20 protein-coding genes are annotated in these 22,754 nt (G+C 63.1%); 14 read left to right on the top strand and 6 right to left on the bottom strand.

Annotation, left to right across the window (positions count from 1 at the left end; all coding sequences use genetic code 11):
- Positions 1 to 182: 182 nt before the first annotated feature.
- Genes IVB54_RS09295 through IVB54_RS09285 form a run of 3 tightly spaced genes read left to right on the top strand, consistent with a single transcriptional unit; the run spans position 183 to position 4,851 of the window.
- Positions 183 to 1,982 carry an FAD-dependent oxidoreductase gene (locus tag IVB54_RS09295; RefSeq protein ID WP_247295015.1) on the top strand — a complete coding sequence of 600 codons (1,800 nt, stop codon included), beginning with the start codon at positions 183 to 185 and terminating at the stop codon, positions 1,980 to 1,982.
- Entirely contained in the window at positions 1,952 to 3,799 is a 1,848-nt protein-coding gene (locus IVB54_RS09290) for a 2-oxoacid:acceptor oxidoreductase subunit alpha (RefSeq protein WP_085385335.1), read from the top strand. Before IVB54_RS09295 ends, IVB54_RS09290 begins: the two co-directional genes overlap by 31 nt.
- Positions 3,796 to 4,851, top strand: coding sequence for a 2-oxoacid:ferredoxin oxidoreductase subunit beta (locus IVB54_RS09285; protein WP_085351892.1), 1,056 nt, complete (start codon positions 3,796 to 3,798; stop codon positions 4,849 to 4,851). Before IVB54_RS09290 ends, IVB54_RS09285 begins: the two co-directional genes overlap by 4 nt.
- 4 nt (positions 4,852 to 4,855) lie before the next feature.
- On the opposite strand, the gene IVB54_RS09280 is transcribed toward IVB54_RS09285, so the two are convergent.
- On the bottom strand, positions 4,856 to 5,299 hold the full coding sequence (locus tag IVB54_RS09280; RefSeq protein WP_018454075.1) for a DUF4399 domain-containing protein: 444 nt from the start codon (positions 5,297 to 5,299) through the stop codon (positions 4,856 to 4,858).
- A gap of 17 nt (positions 5,300 to 5,316) precedes the next feature.
- Positions 5,317 to 6,867, bottom strand: a complete 1,551-nt coding sequence (locus tag IVB54_RS09275; RefSeq protein ID WP_085385333.1) for an SUMF1/EgtB/PvdO family nonheme iron enzyme — start codon at positions 6,865 to 6,867, stop codon at positions 5,317 to 5,319.
- Between the two features lie 303 nt (positions 6,868 to 7,170).
- Between IVB54_RS09275 and IVB54_RS09270 the strand changes: the two genes are divergently transcribed.
- The 6 genes from IVB54_RS09270 to IVB54_RS09245 all read left to right on the top strand — a co-directional run bounded on the left by IVB54_RS09270 (position 7,171) and on the right by IVB54_RS09245 (position 9,813).
- On the top strand, positions 7,171 to 7,791 hold the full coding sequence (locus tag IVB54_RS09270; RefSeq protein WP_018454073.1) for a hypothetical protein: 621 nt from the start codon (positions 7,171 to 7,173) through the stop codon (positions 7,789 to 7,791).
- Between the two features lie 32 nt (positions 7,792 to 7,823).
- Positions 7,824 to 8,273 (top strand): DsrE family protein, encoded by a 450-nt coding sequence (locus IVB54_RS09265; protein WP_085385332.1) that lies wholly within the window; start codon positions 7,824 to 7,826, stop codon positions 8,271 to 8,273.
- Between the two features lie 82 nt (positions 8,274 to 8,355).
- Positions 8,356 to 8,682 carry a metalloregulator ArsR/SmtB family transcription factor gene (locus tag IVB54_RS09260; protein WP_085361496.1) on the top strand — a complete coding sequence of 109 codons (327 nt, stop codon included), beginning with the start codon at positions 8,356 to 8,358 and terminating at the stop codon, positions 8,680 to 8,682.
- Positions 8,679 to 9,110 (top strand): SRPBCC domain-containing protein, encoded by a 432-nt coding sequence (locus IVB54_RS09255; protein WP_085361497.1) that lies wholly within the window; start codon positions 8,679 to 8,681, stop codon positions 9,108 to 9,110. The genes IVB54_RS09260 and IVB54_RS09255 overlap by 4 nt, the downstream gene beginning before the upstream one ends.
- Before the next feature lie 44 nt (positions 9,111 to 9,154).
- A complete protein-coding gene (locus IVB54_RS09250; protein WP_085385331.1) occupies positions 9,155 to 9,373 on the top strand; it encodes a hypothetical protein in 219 nt (72 codons plus the stop codon).
- A 2-nt stretch (positions 9,374 to 9,375) separates the two neighbouring features.
- Positions 9,376 to 9,813: a DUF1801 domain-containing protein gene (locus tag IVB54_RS09245; protein ID WP_085352024.1), complete on the top strand. Its 438-nt coding sequence runs from the start codon at positions 9,376 to 9,378 to the stop codon at positions 9,811 to 9,813.
- Positions 9,814 to 10,028: 215 nt separating this feature from the next.
- On the opposite strand, the gene IVB54_RS09240 is transcribed toward IVB54_RS09245, so the two are convergent.
- The 4 genes from IVB54_RS09240 to IVB54_RS09225 all read right to left on the bottom strand — a co-directional run bounded on the left by IVB54_RS09240 (position 10,029) and on the right by IVB54_RS09225 (position 15,751).
- A complete protein-coding gene (locus IVB54_RS09240) occupies positions 10,029 to 11,564 on the bottom strand; it encodes a SpoVR family protein (protein ID WP_007613791.1) in 1,536 nt (511 codons plus the stop codon).
- The gene (locus IVB54_RS09235; protein ID WP_026232663.1) at positions 11,561 to 12,838 is read right to left on the bottom strand and encodes a YeaH/YhbH family protein; all 1,278 of its coding nucleotides are present in this window, start codon (positions 12,836 to 12,838) and stop codon (positions 11,561 to 11,563) included. The genes IVB54_RS09240 and IVB54_RS09235 overlap by 4 nt, the downstream gene beginning before the upstream one ends.
- 19 nt (positions 12,839 to 12,857) lie before the next feature.
- Positions 12,858 to 14,801 carry a PrkA family serine protein kinase gene (locus IVB54_RS09230; protein WP_018454065.1) on the bottom strand — a complete coding sequence of 648 codons (1,944 nt, stop codon included), beginning with the start codon at positions 14,799 to 14,801 and terminating at the stop codon, positions 12,858 to 12,860.
- Positions 14,802 to 15,100: 299 nt separating this feature from the next.
- Positions 15,101 to 15,751, bottom strand: a complete 651-nt coding sequence (locus IVB54_RS09225) for a hypothetical protein (protein WP_085351899.1) — start codon at positions 15,749 to 15,751, stop codon at positions 15,101 to 15,103.
- Positions 15,752 to 16,059: 308 nt separating this feature from the next.
- On the opposite strand from IVB54_RS09225, the gene IVB54_RS09220 reads away from it, so the two are divergent.
- Genes IVB54_RS09220 through IVB54_RS09200 form a run of 5 tightly spaced genes read left to right on the top strand, consistent with a single transcriptional unit; the run spans position 16,060 to position 22,724 of the window.
- Entirely contained in the window at positions 16,060 to 18,909 is a 2,850-nt protein-coding gene (locus IVB54_RS09220) for a bifunctional transaldolase/phosoglucose isomerase (RefSeq protein WP_247361128.1), read from the top strand.
- Positions 18,910 to 18,922: 13 nt separating this feature from the next.
- Positions 18,923 to 19,921, top strand: a complete 999-nt coding sequence (gene gnd, locus IVB54_RS09215; protein WP_247295021.1) for a phosphogluconate dehydrogenase (NAD(+)-dependent, decarboxylating) — start codon at positions 18,923 to 18,925, stop codon at positions 19,919 to 19,921.
- Between the two features lie 28 nt (positions 19,922 to 19,949).
- Entirely contained in the window at positions 19,950 to 21,461 is a 1,512-nt protein-coding gene (zwf, locus tag IVB54_RS09210) for a glucose-6-phosphate dehydrogenase (protein ID WP_018454061.1), read from the top strand.
- Positions 21,458 to 22,207 (top strand): 6-phosphogluconolactonase, encoded by a 750-nt coding sequence (pgl, locus tag IVB54_RS09205; RefSeq protein ID WP_247295023.1) that lies wholly within the window; start codon positions 21,458 to 21,460, stop codon positions 22,205 to 22,207. The genes zwf and pgl overlap by 4 nt, the downstream gene beginning before the upstream one ends.
- Complete coding sequence (locus IVB54_RS09200; RefSeq protein ID WP_026232661.1) at positions 22,194 to 22,724, top strand: gluconokinase; 531 nt, start codon at positions 22,194 to 22,196, stop codon at positions 22,722 to 22,724. The genes pgl and IVB54_RS09200 overlap by 14 nt, the downstream gene beginning before the upstream one ends.
- The last annotated feature ends 30 nt before the right edge of the window (positions 22,725 to 22,754 follow it).

The following is a 22,754-nucleotide window of genomic DNA, read 5'->3' as shown; positions in this document are numbered from 1 at the left end:
TTAATGCTGTGCGCGCGTAGCTCCCATGAAAGAGGGGAAGCGCGAAATTTGCCGTTGTACTTCGGAGCGGTTCTAATAAGCTAACCTAATGACGTCATTCAGAAACCAGATCGCCGCGCGTTAGCGTTCGCAAGCTCAAGAAAAGGCCGCGGGGTCTTTGAGCCTGCGCGGACAGGGTAGGAATGAAACCGACCGATATTGCGGCCCCCGACTACTTTCACAAAGTGGTCGATTGCCAATGGGCCTGTCCTGCGCACACTCCCGTTCCCGAATACATCCGACTGATCGCCCAAGGCCGCTACAGCGACGCCTATATGATCAATTGGAAATCGAACGTGTTTCCCGGAATTCTGGGACGGACCTGCGATCGTCCATGCGAGCCGGCGTGCCGCCGCGGACGCGTCGAGGAGACGCCGGTCGCGATCTGCCGCCTGAAGCGCGTCGCCGCCGACTTCAAGGACGACATCACGCAGCGCTTGCCGCGCCCCTCGGCCAAGAACGGCAAGCGCGTTGCCTTCGTGGGGGGTGGTCCCGCTTCGCTGACGGTCGCCCGCGATCTCGCGCCGCTCGGCTATCACTGCACCGTGTTCGACGCCGATGCCCAAGCCGGCGGCATGATGCGCTCGCAGATCCCGAAATTCCGCCTGCCGGATTCGGTCATCGACGAGGAGACCGGCTACATCCTGGGTCTCGGCGTCGACTTCAAGGGCGGCCATCGCATCGAGAGCATGAAGGCGCTGCTCGCGGAGAAGTACGACGCAATCTTCGTCGGCTCCGGCGCACCGCGCGGCCGCGAGCTCGACATCCCCGGACGCAAGGAAGCAGCCGCCAACGTCCATATCGGCATCGACTGGCTGTCCTCGGTCTCGTTCGGTCATACCGACAAGATCGGCAAGCGCGTCATCGTGCTCGGCGGCGGCAACACCGCGATGGATTGCTGCCGCACTGCGCGTCGCCTCGGCGGCGAAGAGGTGAAGGTCGTCGTACGCTCCGGCTTCGAGGAAATGAAGGCCTCGCCCTGGGAGAAGGAAGATGCGCTCCACGAGGACATCCCGATCCTCAACTTCCTCGTGCCCACAGCCTTCGTCCACGACAACGGCAAGCTCATCGGCATCACTTTCCAGAAGGTGAAGGCCGAATATGACGCCAAGGGCCGCCGCAACCTCGTGCCCTCGGGCGAGCCGGACCAGACCATCGAATGCGACGACGTGCTGGTCGCGGTCGGCCAGGAGAACGCCTTCCCCTGGATCGAGCAGGACTGCGGCATCGAGTTCGATAAATGGCACATGCCCAAGGTCGATCCGCAAACCTTCGTCTCGACCAACCCGAAGGTGTTCTTCGGCGGCGACGCCGCGTTCGGGCCGAAAAACATCATCTGGGCGGTGGCGCAGGGCCATGACGCCGCGCTGTCGATCCACAAAATGCTCTCGGGCGAGGACATCACCGAGCGGCCATTGCCCGACGTGTACATCTCCTCGCAGAAGATGGGCATCCACGAATGGAGCTATGACAACGACATCTCCAACGACAAGCGCTACAAGGTGCCGCATCGCGACAAGGTGATCGCGCTGAAGGACATCCGCACCGAGGTCGAGCTCGGCTATGACGTCAAGCTGGCGCTGGGCGAAGCTCATCGCTGCCTGAACTGCGACGTCCAGACCGTGTTCTCGACCTCGCTCTGCATCGAGTGCGATGCCTGCGTCGACATCTGTCCGATGGATTGCATCACCTTCACGGACAACGGCGAGGAAGGCGATCTCCGTCAGCGCCTGAAAGCACCCTCGCTGCATCCGGACCAGGATCTCTATGTTTCCAGCGACCTCAAGACCGGGCGGGTGATGGTGAAGGACGAGGATGTCTGCCTGCATTGCGGGCTGTGCGCCGAGCGCTGCCCCACCGGCGCCTGGGACATGCAGAAATATTTGATCGAGATGACTCACGCAGGTTCAGCATGTCCGACAAAAAGCCGATCAGCAGCGTAAACGACTTCGTCGTCCGCTTCGCCAACGTCAACGGATCCGGCTCGGCCAGCGCCAACGAGATGTTTGCGCGCGCGATCCTGCGCCACGGCGTTCCGGTGAGCCCCCGTAACATCTTCCCCTCCAACATCCAGGGCCTGCCGACCTGGTACGAGGTGCGGGTGACCGAAGACGGCCATCTCGGCGCCCGCGGCGGCGTCGACATGATGGTCGCCATGAACCCGCAGACCTGGGACAAGGACGTCGCCGGCATCGAGCCCGGCGGCTATCTGTTCTATGATTCCACCAAGCCGATGCCGTCGACCAAATTCCGCGACGACATCACCGTGATCGGCGTCCCCCTGACCGCGATCACCAACTCGACCTATACCGATCCGCGCCAGCGCCAGCTGTTCAAGAACATCATCTATCTCGGGGCGCTCTCGGCGCTGCTCGACATGGATCCGAAGCTGATCGAGCAGCTGATCGGCGAGCAGTACAAGGGCAAGGAGAAGCTGCTCTCGTCCAACGTCCACGCGCTGCATCTCGGCCGCGACTGGGCACTGCAAAACCTGAAATGCCCGACCGGGCTGCGGGTGAAGAAGTCCGACAAGGTCGGCGACCGCATCTTCATCGAAGGCAACAGCGCCGCCGCGCTCGGCGCCGTCTATGGCGGCGCCACGGTGTGCGCGTGGTATCCGATCACGCCGTCTTCGTCCGTGGCCGAGGCCTTCACCGCGCACTGCAAGAAGTACCGGCACGACCCGGAAACCGGCAAGGCGAAATACGCCATCGTGCAGGGCGAGGACGAGCTCGCCTCGATCGGAATCGTGATCGGCGCCTCCTGGAACGGCGCGCGCGCCTTCACCGCGACCTCCGGCCCCGGCATCTCGCTGATGACCGAGTTCATCGGCCTGTCATATTTCGCCGAAATCCCGGCCGTGATCATGAACATCCAGCGCGCCGGTCCCTCGACCGGCATGCCGACCCGTACCCAGCAATGCGACATCATCGCCTGCGCCTATGCTTCACATGGCGACACCAAGCATGTGCTGCTGTTCCCGGAGGATCCCGCCGAAGCGTTCGAGTTCGCGGCCGCGGCTTTCGATCTCGCCGAGCGGCTCCAGACCACCATCTTCCTGATGCTCGACCTCGACATCGGCATGAACCACCGGCTCTGCCGTCCGCTGAAATGGGACGACGCCAAGCAATATGACCGCGGCAAGGTGATGACCGCGGAGATGCTGGACGAAGGCCGCGATTTCGGCCGCTATCTCGACGTCGACGGCGACGGCATCCCCTACCGAACCTATCCCGGCACGCATCCGACCAAGGGCTCCTATTTTACCCGTGGCACGTCGCGTGACCGCTATGCGCGTTACTCCGAAGAAGGCTCGGTCTACGCCGACAACATGCAGCGCCTGATGCGCAAGTTCGAGACCGCGCAGGATCTGGTGCCGCGGCCGCTCCAGGCCAATGCGGAACGGCCAACCAAATACGGCGTGATCTATTTCGGCTCGACCACGCCGGCGATGGACGAGGCGATCGGATTGCTTGAAGCGCGCGGGCATCAGCTCGACCGCCTGCGCATCCGCGCCTTCCCGTTCCACTCCAGCGTGGCGAGCTTCCTCGCCGAGCACGATTTCGTCTATGTAGTCGAGCAGAATCGCGACAGCCAGCTGCGCCAGCTCATCGTCAACGAAAACGGCATCGACCCGGTGCGGCTGGTGCCGATCGTGCATTACGACGGCTCGCCGATCACCGCCCGCTTCATCGCAAAAGCCATTGGCGACCACCAGGATCACATCAAGGTGACCCCGCTCCGCAAGGCCGTGTCATGACCTACATTGCAAAGCCGAAATTCCACCATCCCGGGCTGAAGAAGAACGAGCTCGGCTACACCCATCGCGATTACGAGGGCAAGATCTCGACGCTGTGCGCCGGCTGTGGCCATGACTCGATCACGGCCTCCATCATCGAGGCCTGCTATGAGCTTTCGATCGAGCCGCACCGGGTCGCCAAGATTTCGGGTATCGGCTGCTCGTCGAAGACGCCGGACTATTTTCTCGGCAATTCGCACGGCTTCAACTCCGTGCACGGCCGCATGCCCAGCGTCCTGACCGGCGCCAATCTCGCCAATCGCGACCTGATCTATCTCGGCGTCTCCGGCGACGGCGATTCCGCCTCGATCGGCTTCGGCCAGTTCGCGCATTCGATCCGGCGCGGCGTCAACATGACCTATATCGTCGAGAACAACGGCGTCTACGGTTTGACCAAGGGCCAGTTCTCGGCGACCGCCGACCGCGGCTCGAAGTCCAAGAAGGGCGTCACCAACACCGACAACGCCATCGACCTCGTCGCGATCGCGCTGCAGTTGGGGGCGACTTTCGTCGCGCGCTCGTTCTCCGGCGACAAGACCCAGCTCGTGCCGCTGATCGCGGCCGCGATCCGCCACAAGGGCGCGTCGTTCATCGACGTCATCAGCCCCTGCATCGCCTTCAACAACCATGCCGGCTCGACCAAGAGCTTCGACTATGTCCGCGAGCACAATGACGCGGTGAACCGGCTCGATGTGCTGGTCAGCCGCGATCCGATTGCGGTGGATTACGCACCCGGCACCGTGCAAATGGTCGAGCAGCATGACGGCAGCAGGATCGCGCTGCGCAAGATCGATGCCGACTACGATCCGCACGACCGGCTCGGCGCCCAAACCTTCCTGCAAAAGCACGCCGCCAAGGGACAGATCGTCACCGGCCTGCTCTATGTCGATCCCGACGCGGAAGACCTGCACGAGCATCTCAACACGGTCGAAACGCCGCTCAACACGCTGGAAGCCGACACGCTCTGCCCCGGCTCGGCGGCGCTGGACAAGTTCAACGCCAGCCTGCGGTGATTGCCTATCGTGCCGCGGCCGGCTGCCGGACGCGTATGGTGATCTTCTCCGACACGATGGGCGGCTCGAACGGATAGTGCTTGGCATCGCCCAGCACGAGTTGAAGCGTGTGCGTCCCGGGCGGAAGCTCGAGCAGCGTTTCGGTCTGCCCTGCCCCGAAATGCAGATGCGACTTGTCCTGCAGGATCGGCTCCTTGGGATCGATGGGGTCGTTGACGTCGATCAGCAGATGATGGTGACCGGCGTTCTGGTACTCGTCGCCGGCATGGGTCACTCCCATGTTGCGCAAGCCGAACCGGACCCAGAATCCGCCGCGCACCTTCTGCCCGTCACGCGGGGTGATGAAATAGAGCTTTGCGTCCTTGGGCGCTGCCTTGCCCTGCGAAAAGGCTGCCCCCGGAAGCAATGCGAGCGCCGCCGCCAGCGCGACGCAACGAAGGATCTGCATCAAACCAACTCCACCACTTAAGGACTGAGCGCCACGCGGAATCCGTGCGTGGGGTAACGAACATTGGTGTCGTAGCCATCGCGGTTGGACGGCCGCACATATCTCGAATCGTTCTTCCAGGAGCCCGAGCGCAGGACATGAGCGCTGCAGTCCCCGCTGCTCCATGCCGAGCCGTCGGTGGGCGCGCCCTGATAGGTCTTGTGCCAGCAGTCCTCGACCCACTGATCGACGCCGCCGCCCATGTCGTGGAGCCCGAACGGGTTCGGCTTGAAGCTGCCGACTTTCGCTGGCTGCTCGGCCGCGAGATCACCGCAATCCTTGCAACCGGCCATGCCCGGCTGCAGCTTGTCGCCCCACCAATATCTGGTCTGCGTTCCGCCCCGCGCGGCATATTCCCATTCGGCTTCGCTCGGAAGCCGATACGTCTTCTTCGTCGCCTTGGCGAGATAGGCCGCATATTGCTGCGCGTCGGTCCAGCTCACATTGCTGACCGGCGCATCGTCCTTGCCGATGGCGGTGAAGCTGCACGCCTTTGCAGCGGCGCACTCGTTCCATTCCTGCACGGTCACGGGATATTTGCTGATCGAGAACGGCTTCACCGTCACCTGATGGACGGGACGCTCGGTCGGGTCGTCGTTGCTTCCCATCGCAAAGCTGCCGCCGCGAATGGCGACCATCTCGGGTTCGCGGACGGGAATCGGCGATTGACTTACCGATTGACTCGTCGATTGATTTGGCGCCGGAGCGGGCGATGGAGATGATGAAGCCGACGAGGGAGAAGGCTGCGGCGTCTGCGGCGCCGCTTCGCGCGGCGGAGGCTGCGGGCTCGGCGATGCGGCAGGAGAGGCGGGAGTGACGGCGGCCTGCTCGCCTACCCTGCCCGGCGCCTGAGCCAGAAGATACCACAGCACGCCGGCGGCCATCACCGACAGCGTGATACCCAGGAGAAAGATCAGGGCATTCTCGCGCCGCCCCCGCGTCCTGCCGACCGCGTCTGCATCCGGCAGCACTTTATAAACGCGCACGGGATCGGTGATGTTCTTGACCTTGCGGTCCCCGAGCGACTCGTAACCGCACACGACCTTGTGCTTGATCTGCTCGTAGATCGCGCCGGAGATAAAGACCTGGCCTGGCTCGGCGATGCCCTCGATACGCGTGGCGATATTGACGCCGTCGCCGTAGACGTCGTCAGGCTCCACGATGACGTCACCGAGATTGACGCCAATCCGGTACTCGATCCGGGTGTTCTTCGGAAGCGAGGCGTTGCGGCCGATGAGATTCTGCTGGATGACGATGCTGCATCGGACGGCCTCGACCGGACTGTCGAAAATCGCGATGAAGCCATCGCCCGTCGTCTTCACCAGACTTCCGTTGTGCTCGACGATGCTGGGCTGGATGAGATCCCGCTCGATCCGCTTGACGCGGACGTGCGTGCCCTCTTCGTCGGCCTGCATCAGGCGGCTGTAGGAAGCGATGTCACCGACAATGATGGCCGCGAGGCGACGAGGCATAGGGCCGTGCGAAGGCGGCTCGTCATTCCCGGATCTGAAGTTGCGAATTTCGCCCATTGCGGGGACTCCACAAACTTGCAAAGGCAGACCCCAGCCTACGACTGCCAAAGGCGATCGTCTGTGAAGGCTATCACATCGATGGAATCGGGCAATGTCCGTGGAATCGCAGGCGCCGAGTTCCGAAAGGCGAAGGCGTCACGTCGAATGAACCTTCAGGACCCCACCGACGACTAATGCCCGGCGTGGAACTAATCACCTCGCTCCGCCCTGCGATGATGCTGTCAGCTGTGCGGACGTTGAACGCGTCGCACCGGGGCTGCGTCTACAGCGTACAGCTCAGCTGCTGCACGCGAGGCCATCATGAAGTCTTTTCTCGTTGCGGCCGTCTTCCTTGCCGCGCTCGGCGGCGCCGCTCACGCCGAGGAGGCCGACGATATCCGTGAGGCCATCAAGGCCGAAGCCGAAACCTTCAACGCGCGCATGTATGCCGGCGAACCCGGCAACAAGGCCTATGCCTGCTTCGTGCGCCGCTACGATGCCGAGCATCTGGCGCACCATCCGAAGCAGAAGGTCGCCTCGATGAAGCTGCTGATCTCGGCGGAGATGGACACCGAAGACAAGCAGTTCCACAACTCCTTCCGCCTCGGCTTCAGATATCGTCACCGCTCCGGCGATTTCGATTCCAGCGGCTCCTGTCATCACGCTGTGTTCACCAAGGACGGCACCGAAATCCGCCTCGGTTGCGGCGTCGACTGCGAGGGCGGCGGCATCGGCGTCGCGCTCTCGAAGGACGACAAATCGGCGATCGTGCGGCTGGCGCGGGTCAGGGTCTGGCAGAACAACAAGCCGGACGACGATGCCGAACTGTCACTGGTCGCCGGGGCCGACGACGGGATTTTCCGCCTAGATCGAACGGACAATAAGGAATGCGCCTCGCTCGTGACCGACCGCAAGGAACTCGCCGCGCTCCGCCACAAATGATATGTGTCCGGCACAATCGAGGGGAGATCGTCATGAACCGCCGGAACATCTTGTGGAGCGCCGTCTCAGGCCTGGGCGCGGCACTTGGCGCCTCCAGCGCGAAGGCCGCGACCGAGGCCGGCACGGGCAACAAGCTGAAGGTGGTCTATCACCTGAGCGATGCCGAGAAGGTCAACTTCGTCCTCGGCAACATCCAGAACCACATCGATGGCGTCGGCGGCCCCGACCATGTGACGATCGCGCTGGTGATCCACGGCCCGGCACTGAAGGCGTTTCACTCGGCGCAGGCCAACCCTGACATTAGCAAGCGCGTCGGCGATTTTTCCAAGGATGGCGTCGAGCTTGCCGCCTGCGGCAACACGATGAAGGCGCAGAACGTCACGCTCACGGATCTCCTGCCGGGCTTCGTCAGCGCGGAGAAGGGTGGCGTCGTCCGTTTGGCCGAGCTCCAGTCGCAGGGTTATCTCTATCTGCGGCCGTAGGAGCGCGCGCTCGACATCCCCCTTGACGTACCCATAACCCCAGGGTTATGAATATATCCATAACTTGCAGGTTATGGATTTTATGCCCGCCATCGCCCACGACCTTCTGTTCAGGACGCTCGCCGACCCCACTCGTCGGGCGATCTTCGAGCGATTGTGCCGCGAGGGCGAACAGACGGTCGGAGCCCTGACAGCACTGTCGGGCGTTTCCCAGCCCGCAGTCTCAAAACATCTCGGCGCGCTGAAGCAGGCTGGTCTGGTGCGCGACCGGCATCAAGGGCGGCAGACGCATTACAGCGCCCAGCCCGGCGCGCTCAATCCGCTGATCGACTGGACCAGCCAGATGACCGGATTCTGGCAGAACCGGCTCGATGCGCTCGACGATCTCCTGAAGAGGATGGACCAATGAACGAATCCCCCACCGAAACCCGATCTGTCGTCGTCGAGCGCGAATATGCCTTTCCGGCAGAGCGGATCTGGCGCGCGCTGACGCAGCCGCATCTGATCGAGGAATGGCTGATGAAGAACGACTTCAAGCCGACCGTGGGCCACCGCTTCAACCTTCGCGGCGAGTGGGGCGGCGTGTTGGACTGCGAGGTCCTCACCATCGAGCCGCAGAAGACGCTCGCCTACACCTGGAATTTCTCGCATGACGACGCGGCGTTCGATCTCAAGAGTGTCGTGACCTTCACGCTGACGCCGGCGGGCGCAGGCACGCATCTGCGCGTCGAGCAAGCGGGCTTCAGCCCGACGCAGAAGCAGGCTTTTGGCGGCGCGCATGCCGGCTGGAAGCAGTTTCTCGCCAAGCTGGACGAGCTGCTGGCAAGGGCAGACTAGCTCGGCCGCCGGCCTTCATTCAATCATCTCAAGAGGAGGTTTCATTGACCGGAAACATGTGGGTTCGACAGATCCATCGTTGGCTGTCGATCGCTTTCACGCTTGCCGTCATCGCCAACATCGTCGCCCTGACGCTGCAAGTCCAGGCGACGTGGATCGGCTTGCTCGCCTTCGTCCCATTGATCCCATTGCTTGCGACCGGACTCTACATGTTCGCGCTGCCATATCTCGGCCGCCGCCGCGGCGCCCGACAAGAGGCGTGAACATGAAGAAGGCCGTCACCGTGAAAAACAGCAGCGCGACGAAGGCGGATGGCGCTTCGCCATCCAGGATGATCGACGGCAGGATCAAGGAGCTCGGCGACTGGCGCGGCGACATGCTCGGACGAATCCGCGGCCTGATCAAGGAGGCCGATCCTGACGTCGTCGAGGAATGGAAATGGCGCGGCGTTCCGGTGTGGGAGCACGACGGCATCATCTGCACCGGCGAGACCTACAAGGCCGTGGTGAAGATGACGTTTGCCAAGGGCGCAGCGCTGGACGATCCAGCCGGCCTGTTCAACTCGAGCCTCGACGGCAACGTGCGGCGCGCGATCGATATTCGCGAAGGCGAGAAGATCAACGAGAAGGCGTTGAAGGCGCTGATCCGCGCAGCCGTGGCGCTGAATGCGTCCAAGAAGAAGCCGGCGAAACGTTCCGGATAGAACAGCCGTTGTGGAGCCACGAACGCTTTCCTTCTCCCCTTGTGGGAGAAGGTGGCGCGAAGCGCCGGATGAGGGGTCTCTATCGACACGGGAAACGTTGAGAGATACCCCTCACCGCAGTGAGCTTGTGTCTCCGAGCGTCGCCGCCCTCTCCCACAAGGGGCGAGGGCGCATCAACGCGCATCTCGCCGTATTGCTCCGCATAGTCAGCAGCGTCAGGCCACCGCCGAGATCGGGCGCGGGCTCACGACATATTCGCGCAGCACCTTGTCATTGGCGTCGACCTCGATCAGTGCGACGTCGTAGGTCCAGAGATCGGCCAGATGCTGGAGCACGCGCTTGGCGTCGGTCTCGTTGAGCTGCGCGCCCTTGATGACATGGTGATGCAGGATCAGCCGCCGGTCGCCGGAGAGATCGACGTCGACCACCTCAATATTCGCGTCGATGTAGCCGACATCGTGCTGCCGTGCCAGCTCGCGCCGAACGCGGCGGAAGCCCCGCTCGTCGTGAATGGCGTCGACCCGGATGCCGGCGCGTTCCTCGGGGTCATCATGCAGGTGGAACATGCGGAGGTGCCGCATCAGCTTCGGACTCAGGAACTGGGCGATGAAACTCTCGTCGCGGTAGTTGGCCCAGACGTCGCGCAGCACGCCCATCACGTCGTTCTTGCCGGCGATGTCCGGGAACCATTCGCGGTCCTCGTCTTCCGGCCTGGTGACGATGCGCTCGATGTCCTGCATCATGGCGAAGCCGAGCGCATAGGGATTAAAGCCGGAAAAGCGCTGGTCATCGAATTCGGGCTGGAACACGACATTGGTGTGCGACTGCAGGAATTCGAGGAAATTGCCGTCGCTGATGCGGCCCTGCTGATGCAGCTTGGTCATGATGCGATAGTGGACGTAGGTCGCCGTCCCCTCGTTCATCACCTTGGTCTGGCTCTGCGGATAGAAATATTGCGCGATGTGGCGGACGATGCGCAACAGCTCGCGCTGCCAGGGCGCCAGCCGCGGCGCGCTCTTCTCGAGGAAATACAGCAGGTTCTCCTGCGGCAGGCCGAGCAGCTTGCGGCGGCGTTCGATGCTGAGCGCGGACCGGGTCTTGCTCTTTCCCGCCGGCACGGTGCGCCAGAGGTCGTTGAAGACCTCCTCCTCGTGCTGGCGGCGGCGCCCTGCCCGCTTCTCTTCGGCGCGGAGGTCGAGCTTCTTCTTGCCGGGATAGCGGTCGATCCCATGCGACATCAACGCATGCGCGGCATCGAGGGTGCGCTCGACCTCCACGCGGCCGTAGCGATCCTCGCATTGCATGACGTAGTTCTTGGCGAAATCCAGATAGTCCAGGATGCCATCGGCGTCGGTCCACTGCTTGAACAGATAGTTGTTCTTGAAGAAGTGATTGTGGCCGAAGGCGGCGTGCGCGATCACCAGCGTCTGCATCGTCGCCGTGTTCTCTTCCATCAGGTAGGAGATGCAGGGCGAGGAGTTGATCACGATCTCATAGGCGAGGCCCATGAGGCCCTTGCGGTATGAGGCCTCGTGATACGCAAAGTGCTTTCCGAACGACCAGTGCTTGTAGAACAGCGGCATGCCGACCGACGAATAGGCGTCCAGCATCTGCTCCGCGGTGATGACTTCGATCTGGTTCGGATAGACGTCGAGCCCGAGATCTTTCGTCGCCACCTCCTCGCAGGCATCCGTGATGCGCTGCAAGGTGTGAAAATCCCAATCGGCGCCTTCGAACAAGCGTTCCGTCATGGAGCGGCTTTCTCCTGGGCAGTGTCGCGGCGCTGAAACAGATCGTGGAACACCGGAAAAATTTCGCTGCGCTCGCTGACCTTGCGCATCGAGAGCGGTGCGCCGCTGTTGCGCAAGCGCTCGTAGAGGGTCCAGAGCGAGGAGTCGGACAGATCGAAGGCGCTGCCGCCGGACTCGCCGACCTCGAGATAGGCGAAGAACTGGCAGACCGGCAGGATTTTGTCGGTCAGCAGCATGCCCGCGAGCTCGCCGTCGGAATAGGAATTGTCGCCGTCGGAAGCTTGCGCAGCGTAGATATTCCAGTCCGACGGGCTGAAGCGTTCGCGCACGATCTCGTGCATGGCCTGCAGCGCGCTGGAGACCAGCGTGCCGCCGGAAGCCGGGCCATAGAAGAAGGTCTGCTCATCCACCTCCTCGGCGCGATCGGTGTGGCGGATGAAGACGATGTCGACATGCTTGTAGCGGCGCTTCAGAAATACGTAGAGCAGCATGTAGAAGCGCTTGGCGAGATCCTTCATGTGCTCGGACATCGAGCCCGACACGTCCATCAGGCAGAACATCACAGCCTGGGCAACGGGCTTTGGAACCGTCTCGAAGCGGCGGTAGCGGATGTCGAGCGGATCGATGAAGGGAATGCGCTTGGATTTCGCCTTCAGTTTTTCGAGCTGGGCTAGCAGCAGCAGACGCTCGTCCTCATCTGCGCAGGCAGCGATGGCGGATTCAAGCTCTTCGATCTCCTCCTTGCTGGGACGCTTGAGCGCGATACGGCGCGCCATTGCGCGCCGAACCGTCCGGCTCACCGAGATGTTGGATGGCGAGCCCGACGTGGTGTAGCCGGCGCGCTGGATGCCCTCGCTCTCGGTCTGCGCGATCTTGCGCTTGGCGAGATCAGGAAGTTCGAGGTCATCGAGGAAGAGATCGACGAATTCGTCGCGGCTGAGCACGAAGCGGAAGGCGTCCTCGCTGTCGCCTTCGCCCGGACCGGAATCCTTGGCACTGCCCTGGCCGGAGCGCTGGAGATAGTCGCCCTCGATGAACTTCTTGTTTCCGGGCAACACCATGTCGCGCGTTCCGCCGTCGCGGCGGAAACGCGGCTCGTGCATGCCGTCGAGCGGAATGGTGACCTCGCCACCCTCCAGGACGTCCTTGATGTCGCGTTCCTGCGAGGTCTTCTTGACGGCGCCCTGCACCAGGGATTTGGCCCGACGCAAGAACCGCTGCCGGTTCTCGAGACTCTTGCCGCCTGGATTCAGGCGCCTGTCAATAATGTGAATCGGCACTTTTCCATCCGCCTCAACCGGCCTGCTTCACGCGCATGTACCATTCGACGAGCCGGCGAACCTGACGCTCGGTGTAGCCGCGCTCCACCATGCGTGCGACGAACTCGCCATGCTTCTTCTCCGTCTCGCCGTCCTTCTTCGACCCGAAGGAGATGACCGGAAGCAGGTCCTCAACCTGGGAGAATATCCGCTTTTCGATCACATCGCGAATCTTCTCGTAGGAGATCCAGGTCGGATTCTTGCCGCCGTTCTGGGCGCGCGACCGTAACGAGAATTTGACCACCTCGTTGCGGAAATCCTTCGGGTTGGCGATGCCCGCCGGCTTCTCGATTTTGGTCAGCTCCTGGTTCAAAAGCTCACGATCCAGCAGCTGGCCGGTGTCGGCGTCCTTGAAATCCTGGTCCTCGATCCAGGCATCGGCGTAGTCGACGTAGCGGTCGAACAGGTTCTGGCCGTAATCCGAGTAGGATTCGAGATAAGCCTTCTGGATCTCGTTGCCGATGAACTCGGCATAACGCGGCGCAAGGTCGGCCTTGATGAATTCGAGGTAGCGCTTCTCGACTTCCTCGGGCAGTTGCTCGCGCTTGATCGATTGCTCCAGCGCGTACATCAGATGCACGGCGTCGGCGGCGACTTCCTGCGGATCGTGGTTGAAGGTCGCAGCCAGGATCTTGAAGGCAAAGCGGGTGGAAACACCGTCCATGCCCTCGTCGACGCCGGCGGCATCGCGATATTCCTGGACGCTGCGCGCCTTCGGATCGGTCTCCTTCAGGCTCTCGCCGTCGTAGACCCTCATCTTGGCGTAGATCGTGGAATTTTCGTGCTTGCGCAGGCGCGACATCACCGAGAACCGCGCCAGCGTTTCCAGCGTCGCGGGCGCGCAAGGCGCGGCCGCGAGCTCGGAGCCCTGGATCAGCTTCTCGTAGATCTTCTGCTCCTCCGTGATCCGCAAGCAGTACGGCACCTTGATCACGCAGATGCGGTCGATGAAGGCCTCGTTGTTCTTGTTGGCCTTGAAGCTCGACCACTCGGCTTCATTGGAGTGCGCAAGGATGACGCCGGTGAAGGGGATCGCGCCGATATTCTCGGTGCCGATATAGTTTCCTTCCTGCGTCGCGGTGAGCAGCGGGTGCAGCATTTTGATCGGCGCCTTGAACATCTCGACGAACTCGAGCACGCCCTGGTTGGCGCGGTTGAGGCCGCCGGAATAGCTGTAGGCGTCGGGATCGTTCTGCGCGTAGGTTTCGAGCTTGCGGATGTCGACCTTGCCGACCAGCGAGGAAATGTCCTGGTTGTTCTCGTCACCCGGCTCGGTCTTCGCGATCCCGATCTGGCGCAGCCGCGACGGCTGGATCTTTGCAACCCGGAACTGGGAAATGTCGCCGCCGAAGGCTTCCAGCCGCTTGTAGCACCACGGGCTCATCAGGCCGGTGAGACGGCGGCGCGGAATGCCGTATTTCTCTTCCAGCATTGGGCCGAGCTGATCCGGATCGAACAGGCTGAGCGGGCTTTCGAACACGGGCGAGAGCTCGTCGCCGGCCTTGAGCACGTAGATCGGATGCACCTCCATCAGCGACTTGAGCCGCTCGGCGAGCGAGGATTTGCCGCCGCCGACCGGACCGAGCAGATACAGGATCTGCTTGCGCTCTTCGAGGCCCTGCGCCGCGTGACGGAAGAAACCGACGATGCGCTCGATGGTTTCTTCCATGCCGTAGAAGCCGGCGAAGGCCGGATAGGTGCGGATCGTGCGGTTCAAAAAAATACGGCCAAGGCGTGGGTCCTTGGCCGTGTCAATCGTCTGGGGCTCACCGATCGCTGCTAGCAGTCGTTCGGCCGCGTTTGCGTATTTCATGGGATCGCTTCGACACGATTCCAGATACTCCGCCATCGACATGTCGTGTTGGCTTCTCGCCTCGAACGACTTAGCGAAAGCGTTGAATAGAGAATCGTTGTACATGATCCCTCTCCGCGTGAGTTCCGCTACACAATTGAACGAAAGCAGCGACCGGACCGTTCCTTAGCGCCACTCTCGAATCAGCGTGAGCACATGACGATCATTCGACACCCGGGCGCCTTCTCGGCGCAACGCACAACGTAGGCACAGGGTGAGTTACGAACAGGCACCTGCCTGATATTTGAGCGAATCTTTGTCTATATTGGCTCATTTCCAGAAAATGTCACTCGCTCGCAACATCCGGGCATTACCGGGGATGCGTTCATCCGGCGCCGCATCATAGCCGTCTGCGAACGGCGATCTTATGACGCTTGTGCGGCGAAGCCTTGCGTGGCGCGTTCATCTTCCTGCTGCAATGCGGTGCGTGGACCGCCGGCGGCGTGACAGTCGCGGCAAACGCGCAGCAGTGTATCAAAATCGGTCGCCAGGCCCTCCGACCGGATGACGATGCGATCGTCCGTCACACCGCGGGCCAAGCCGCGGATGCTGCAGAGCTGCCTCTGCAAGGCCGGCGTCGGCGTCAGCACGATCACCTTGCGCCCGCGGCGTTCTTCAGCCGAAATCTCCGCGATCGAGTCCCACAGCAGAAATTCATTGCCGATGCGAAGGTCGCGAATGCCATAGGGGGTGACGATCACCACCGATGCCCGCTCGGCGGGGAGCATCCAGATCAGCCGGCCGGTCATCGCGGCGAACGCCACCACGCCGGCATAGCCGACCGTCGTGTCGTAATCGCCAAAAGCGTTCCACCAGCCCAAGGCGAGCGTTGCGCTGAGCAGCGTCATGGCGAAACCCGCAACGATCAGCAACCGCAGTTGGGTCGTACATGGACCGATTTCGAGATCGTGGGACGCATCGACGCATCCGGTCGACGTGACCGACTGGGGGCTGTCTGTGACAGCGAGCGCCAGACGGTCATGATGTGCTTGCATGCTTTCCCCCAGCATGGCCATTCGCGACCGAGCCACGATGCATCAGGCGGACCGGAATCCGCTGATGAGTACTCCACGCAGCCGCTGGCGGCGAGGCGAGGCAGCTGGCGTTACACAACAAGGGCCTAGCCGATTCCTCACGGCCAACGACCTTTTACGCAACTCGGCTCCCTCTACGCGGATCGCCATGATCGCGACGGAGTTACACTGGAGGATATGACGCCCATACCCTTGATTGGTTCCCTCAAGGAAGCATGTAAGCTAGAGGATAGCGCGTCAGGACCGGCGCGGAAACCCCTCGCCCGCAGGCTTGGAGATAAATTAGCATCATGAATCCCGTCAAAGAACTGGAAAAGCACGGACAAGCCGTCTGGCTGGACTTCCTGGCCCGCGGCTTCATCGCCAAGGGCGACCTGAAGCGGCTGATCGATACCGACGGCGTCAAGGGCGTCACCTCCAACCCCTCGATCTTCGAGAAAGCGATTGGCAGCTCGGACGAGTACGACGCGCCGATCGGCAAGGCGTTGAAGCGCGGCGATCAGTCGGTCGCCGACCTGTTCGAGGCCGTCGCGGTCGAGGACATCCAGAACGCCGCCGACGTGCTGCGTCCGGTCTATGACCGCCTCAAGGGCGGCGACGGCTATGTCAGCCTGGAAGTCTCGCCCTATCTGGCGATGGACACCGCCGGCACGGTCACCGAGGCGCGGCGGCTCTGGAAGGACGTCAACCGCAAGAACCTGATGGTGAAGGTGCCGGCGACGCCGGAGGGCCTGCCGGCGATCGAGACCCTGATCGGCGACGGCATCAGCATCAACATCACGCTGCTGTTCTCCAGGGACGTCTATCTGCAGGTTGCCGAGGCCTATATCGCCGGCCTGGAGAAATACGTCGCAGGCGGCGGCGACCCCTTGCACGTGGCGAGCGTGGCGAGCTTTTTCGTCAGCCGTATCGACTCGGTGGTCGACAAACAGCTCGACGAGAAGATCGCCCGCGCCAACGACCCGAGTGAGAAGGAACGGCTCGCCGCGCTGAAGGGCAAGGTCGCGATCGCCAATGCGAAGGTCGCCTACCAGGATTACAAGCGCCTGTTCTCAGGTCCGCGCTGGGACAAGCTCGCGGCCAAGGGCGCCAAGCCGCAGCGCATGCTGTGGGCCTCGACCGGCACCAAGAACAAGCACTACAGCGACGTCCTCTATGTCGAGGAATTGATCGGTCCCGACACCATCAACACCGTGCCGCCGGCGACACTGGATGCGTTCCGCGACCACGGCACGCCGCGGGACAGCCTGGAAGAGAATGTCGACGACGCCAGGCGCGTGCTGGAAGAACTGGAGCGCTCCGGCGTCTCGCTCGATGCTATCACCGAGGAACTCGTCAAGGACGGCGTCAAGCAGTTCGCCGACGCCGCCGACAAGCTCTATGGCGCTGTCGCCCACAAGCGCGCCACCGTGCTCGGGCCTGCGATCGACCGCCAGCTGCTCTCGCTCGGCGACGGCCTCGGCAAGGCCGTGGCCAAGAGCACCGAGGAATGGCGCGCGTCGGCAAAGATCCGCAGGCTGTGGCAACGGGACAAATCGGTCTGGACCGGCACCGACGAGGACAAATGGCTCGGCTGGCTCGACAGCGCCGCCAAGGCCGACGTCGCCGATTATGAGGATTATGCCAGCCGCGTGAAAGGCCAGAAATTCTCCGACGCCGTCGTGCTCGGCATGGGCGGGTCAAGCCTCGGGCCGGAGGTGCTGGCCGAGACCTTCGGCAAGAAGCCCGGGTTCCCGAAGCTGCACGTGCTGGATTCCACCGATCCGGCGCAGGTGCGGGCAATGGAGGCCAGGATCGACATCGCCAACACCGTGTTCATCGTCTCCAGCAAGTCCGGCGGCACCACCGAACCGAATGCGATGAAGGATTATTTCCACGAGCGCGTCGCGCAGGCGGTCGGACCGAAGGTCAAGACCGGCCGTCGCTTCATTGCGGTCACTGATCCCGGATCGTCGCTGGAGACGGCGGCGAAGACGCTAAGCTATGCGCGCATCTTCCACGGCGAGCCCTCCATCGGCGGACGCTACTCGGTGCTCTCGCCGTTCGGCCTGGTGCCGGCGGCAACCGCGGGCGTCGATATCAAGACCTTCATCAAGCACGCGCTTGCGATGGCCCGCTCCTGCGGACCGGACGTGCCGCCGGCCGAGAACCCCGGCGTGCAGCTCGGCCTTGCCATGGGCCATGCAGCGCTCGAAGGCCGCGACAAGGTGACGATCCTGTCGTCGAAGAAGATTGCCGATTTCGGCGCCTGGGCCGAGCAGCTCATCGCGGAATCGACCGGCAAGGACGGCAAGGGCCTGATCCCGATCGACGGCGAGCCGCTGGGCGAGCCGGCGGTCTACGACAATGACCGGCTCTTCATCGACATCCGTATCGAGGGCGAAGCGGACGCCGCCCATGACTCGCAGCTTGCTGCGATCGAAGCGGCCGGCCATCCCGTCGTGCGCATCGTGATGAAGTCGATCGACCATCTCGGCCAGGAGTTTTTCCGCTTCGAGATGGCAACGGCGGTCGCGGGCAGCATCCTCGGCATCAACCCGTTCGACCAGCCGGACGTGGAAGCGGCCAAGATCAAGACCCGAGAGCTCACCGCCTCGTTCGAAAAGACCGGCGCGCTGCCGGCCGAGCAGCCGGTGGTCAGCACCACCGAGGCCGATCTCTACACCGACGAGACCAATGCCGCAGCCCTGCGCGCCGCCGGCGCCAACGGCGACCTCACCTCGTGGCTGAAGGCGCATCTGTCGCGCTCCAACCATGGCGATTATGTCGCCCTGCTCGGCTACATCGCGCGCGACAAGGCGACGATCGACGCGCTCCAGACCATGCGGCTCGAGGTGCGCGAGAAACGACACGTTGCGACCTGCGCCGAGTTCGGCCCCCGCTTCCTGCACTCGACAGGACAGGCCTACAAGGGCGGCCCCGACACCGGTGTGTTCCTCCAGATCACCGCCGACGATGCCAGGGACCTGCCGGTGCCGGGCCAGAAGGCCAGCTTCGGCGTGATCAAGGCCGCGCAGGCACGCGGCGACTTCGACGTGCTTACCGAGCGCGGCCGGCGCGCGCTGCGGGTCCACTTGAAGGGCGGGCTCAAGAAGGGTCTCGCGGCGCTCAATGCGGCGCTTAACGACGCACTGAACTAAGGGAATTCCTCAAATGCAACTCGGCATGATCGGCCTCGGCCGGATGGGCGGCAATATCGTTCGCCGCCTGATGCGCCAGGGACATTCGACCGTGGTCTATGACAAGGACGCCAAGGCCGTCGCGGGCCTTGCCGCAGACGGCGCGACAGGCTCGGCGACGCTCGAAGAGTTCATTGCGAAACTGGAGCGGCCGCGCACGGCTTGGGTGATGCTGCCGGCCGGCCACATCACCGAGACCACGATCGACACGATCGCGGCTGCGATGCAGGACGGCGACGTCATCATCGACGGCGGCAACACGTTCTGGCAGGACGACGTCCGCCGCGGCAAGGCGCTGAAGGAGCGCGGCATCCACTATGTCGACGTCGGCACCTCCGGCGGCGTCTGGGGCCTCGACCGCGGCTATTGCATGATGATCGGCGGCGAGAAACAGGTGGTCGATCGGCTCGATCCGATCTTCGCCGCGCTCGCGCCCGGCGCCGGCGACATTCCGCGCACGGAGGGACGTGAGGGGCGCGATCCCCGCATCGAGCAGGGCTACATCCATGCCGGCCCCGTCGGCGCCGGTCATTTCGTCAAGATGATCCACAACGGTATCGAATACGGCCTGATGCAGGCCTACGCCGAAGGTTTTGACATCCTCAAGAACGCCAACATCGAGGCCTTGCCGGCGGATCATCGTTACGATTTCGATCTCGCCGATATCGCCGAGGTGTGGCGGCGTGGCAGCGTGATCCCGTCCTGGCTGCTCGACCTTACCTCGACCGCGCTCGCGGATAGCCCTGCACTGGCGGAGTATTCGGGTTTCGTGGAGGATTCCGGCGAAGGACGCTGGACCGTGAACGCGGCGATCGACGAGGCCGTGCCGGCCGAAGTCCTGACCGCGGCGCTGTTCGCACGTTTCCGTTCCCGCAAGGAACACACTTTCGCCGAGAAAATTCTCTCAGCGATGCGAGCCGGTTTTGGCGGCCACAAGGAGCCGAAGCAGCCGACTGCTTCGAAGCCGAAATAGCAATTAGCAGAACGAAGGCCAATAGTTCGTGACAAAAGACCCGCAAGCCAAGCGCAAGCCGGAAAATTGCGCCTTCGTCATCTTTGGTGTCACCGGCGACCTCACCCATCGGCTGGTGATGCCATCGCTCTACAATCTGGCGGCCGAGCATCTGTTACCCGAAAAGTTCTGCGTGGTCGGCGTCGCCCGCCGGGGCCAGTCGGACAACGAGCTGCGCGACAGCCTATTGAAGGGCTTGCGCCAGTTCGCGACCCGGCCGGTGGACGACGACATTGCCAAGAAGCTGCTGGAATGCGTGACCTTCGTCGAAGCCGACGCAAAGGATCCGCCATCCTTTGATCGCCTGCGCGAGCATCTGGATTCCCTGGAATGCGCGCAGGATACCGGCGGCAACCGGCTGTTCTACCTCGCGACCCCGCCGGCTGCGTTCGCGCCGACCGCGCGCGAGCTCGGCCGCACCGGCATGATGAAGGAGAACGGGGCGTGGCGGCGCCTGGTGATCGAAAAGCCGTTCGGCACCGACCTCGCCTCGGCGCGCGCGCTGAATGGCGAGCTGCTGAAGATCATGGACGAGCACCAGATCTACCGGATCGATCACTATCTCGGCAAGGAGACGGTGCAGAACATCCTGGTGCTGCGCTTTGCCAACGGCATGTTCGAGCCGATCTGGAATCGCAACCATATCGACCACATCCAGATCACGGTGGAGGAAAAGCTCGGCGTCGGCCATCGCGGCGGCTTCTACGATGCCACCGGCGCGCTGCGCGACATGGTGCCGAACCACCTGTTCCAGCTGATGTCGCTAGTCGCGATGGAGCCGCCGGCGCGTTTCGACGCCCATTCGGTGCGCTCAGAGAAGGCCGAGATTCTGACCTCGATTCAGCGCCCGAGCGAAGAGGAAGCGCTGAAGAGCTCGGTGCGCGCCCAATATCTCGCAGGGCGCATCGGCGACGATGAGATCCCGGACTATCGCAAGACCGAGGATGTCAAACCCGGCAGCACTACCGAGACCTATGTCGCGCTGAAGCTGATGATCGACAATTGGCGCTGGGCCGGCGTGCCGTTCTATTTGCGGACCGGCAAGGCGCTCGGCCACAAGCGCACCGAGGTGGCGATCAAGTTCAAGCAGGCACCGTTGTCGATGTTCTCAGGCACCGCTGTCGATCGCCTCTCCCAAAACTTCCTCACGATCGGCATCGCACCCACCGAGACCATCGAGCTCCAGTTCAACGCCAAGATCCCGGGGCCGAGCGTCACCATCGACGGCGTCGAGATGAAGTTCCGCTATGGCGACTATTTCCGGGCCGATCCCTCGACCGGCTACGAGACGCTGATCTACGACTGCATGATCGGCGACAACATCCTGTTCCAGCGCGCCGACGGCATCGAAGCCGGATGGGAGGCGGTGCAGCCGTTCCTTGACGCCTGGAAGAACGCGGGCAGCAACGGCATCGAAACCTATCAAGCCGGCAGCGACGGCCCCGCCTGCGCCGATGAATTGCTCCGCCGCGACGGCCGAAGCTGGCGTAAGTTTTCGTGACGGCGGCGAGACAGCCGAAGCTGATCGTCGAGGCCGACGCCGAGGCTCTCGCGCGAGGCGCGGCCGAACGGGTGATGGCGCAAATCGCGGCCAATCCCGGGCGCATTGCGATCTGCCTGACCGGCGGCTCCAGCCCGAAGAGGCTCTACCAGCTGCTGGGCAGCGAGGCCTGGCGCGAAAAAATCCCGTGGGAGCGCGTGCACTGGTTCATCGGTGACGAGCGCTTCGTGCCCGAAAGCGATCCCCTCAACAACATGGCGGTCGCGCGCGCGACCTTTCTCGATCGCAACGCGCCCTCCGGCCATGTTCACCCGATCCCGACGACGGCTGACGACCCTGATCAGAGCGCCGAGGCCTATGCGCGCGAGCTGCAGTCTTTCTACGGCGCGGAAAGCCTGGATCCGGCACGGCCGCTGTTCGACATGGTCTTGATGGGCGCGGGGCCGGACGGCCACACGGCTTCGCTCTTCCCGGGCTACCCCGCGATCGAGGAGACGGGACGCTGGGTGGTCGGCGTCCCCAAGGCCAATGTTGCCCCCTTCGTGCCGCGGGTCTCGCTCACCCTGCCCGCACTGGCGTCCTGCCGCGAAATGCTGTTCGAGATAGCGGGGCACGACAAGCAGCCGATCTTGACGCGCCTGCTCAATGGCGAGACTCTGCCGGCTGTACGCGCGCGCTCGAATGGCGAGACCGTCTGGCTGGTCGACCGGGCCGCGCTTCCGGAGGGAATTCGTGGCCGGCGTTGAAGCACCTTGTGCATTGATCGTGATGGGCGTGTCGGGCTCGGGCAAGAGCACGGTTGCAAAAGCGCTCGGCGAGCGCCTCGGCTGGCGTTTCGAGGACGGCGACAGCTTTCATCCCGCCAGCAATGTCGAGAAGATGCGGGCCGGCCATCCCCTCACCGACGAGGACCGCTGGCCCTGGCTCAACGCCATTGCCGACGAGATCGCGAGGGTCTGTGACAAGGGCGAGCACGTCATCATCGCCTGCTCGGCGCTGAAGCATACTTATCGGGACGTGCTCCTGCGCGGACGCGACGACGTCCGCTTCATCTTCCTGAGGGGCACGAAGGAGCTGATCGCCGCACGCCTGGCGCAACGTAAGGGGCACTTCATGCCGCCCGGCCTGCTGACGAGCCAGTTCAACACGCTGGAGCCGCCGGAGGCTGGCGAGCACGTGATCACAGTCTCGATCGACGAATCCGTGGAAGCGATCGTAGACGGCGCGGTGCGGCAGTTGAAACTGGGCGGCGCGAAACGCTGAGGCCAAACACCCAAGAAACACCCAAGGGAC

This window comes from Bradyrhizobium sp. CW1 (assembly GCF_023100665.1).
Lineage (GTDB): Bacteria > Pseudomonadota > Alphaproteobacteria > Rhizobiales > Xanthobacteraceae > Bradyrhizobium > Bradyrhizobium canariense_D.
The sequence above is the reverse complement of the archived record's forward strand: the minus strand, read 5'-3'. Positions and strand labels throughout refer to the sequence as shown.

Coding starts and splice junctions, on each gene's coding strand:
- IVB54_RS09295 (WP_247295015.1), top strand. CDS start 183: ATGAAACCGACCGATATTGCGGCCCCCGACTACTTTCACAAAGTGGTC.
- IVB54_RS09290 (WP_085385335.1), top strand. CDS start 1,952: ATGTCCGACAAAAAGCCGATCAGCAGCGTAAACGACTTCGTCGTCCGC.
- IVB54_RS09285 (WP_085351892.1), top strand. CDS start 3,796: ATGACCTACATTGCAAAGCCGAAATTCCACCATCCCGGGCTGAAGAAG.
- IVB54_RS09280 (WP_018454075.1), bottom strand. CDS start 5,299: ATGCAGATCCTTCGTTGCGTCGCGCTGGCGGCGGCGCTCGCATTGCTT.
- IVB54_RS09275 (WP_085385333.1), bottom strand. CDS start 6,867: ATGGGCGAAATTCGCAACTTCAGATCCGGGAATGACGAGCCGCCTTCG.
- IVB54_RS09270 (WP_018454073.1), top strand. CDS start 7,171: ATGAAGTCTTTTCTCGTTGCGGCCGTCTTCCTTGCCGCGCTCGGCGGC.
- IVB54_RS09265 (WP_085385332.1), top strand. CDS start 7,824: ATGAACCGCCGGAACATCTTGTGGAGCGCCGTCTCAGGCCTGGGCGCG.
- IVB54_RS09260 (WP_085361496.1), top strand. CDS start 8,356: ATGCCCGCCATCGCCCACGACCTTCTGTTCAGGACGCTCGCCGACCCC.
- IVB54_RS09255 (WP_085361497.1), top strand. CDS start 8,679: ATGAACGAATCCCCCACCGAAACCCGATCTGTCGTCGTCGAGCGCGAA.
- IVB54_RS09245 (WP_085352024.1), top strand. CDS start 9,376: ATGAAGAAGGCCGTCACCGTGAAAAACAGCAGCGCGACGAAGGCGGAT.
- IVB54_RS09240 (WP_007613791.1), bottom strand. CDS start 11,564: ATGACGGAACGCTTGTTCGAAGGCGCCGATTGGGATTTTCACACCTTG.
- IVB54_RS09230 (WP_018454065.1), bottom strand. CDS start 14,801: ATGTACAACGATTCTCTATTCAACGCTTTCGCTAAGTCGTTCGAGGCG.
- IVB54_RS09225 (WP_085351899.1), bottom strand. CDS start 15,751: ATGGCCATGCTGGGGGAAAGCATGCAAGCACATCATGACCGTCTGGCG.
- IVB54_RS09220 (WP_247361128.1), top strand. CDS start 16,060: ATGAATCCCGTCAAAGAACTGGAAAAGCACGGACAAGCCGTCTGGCTG.
- gnd (WP_247295021.1), top strand. CDS start 18,923: ATGCAACTCGGCATGATCGGCCTCGGCCGGATGGGCGGCAATATCGTT.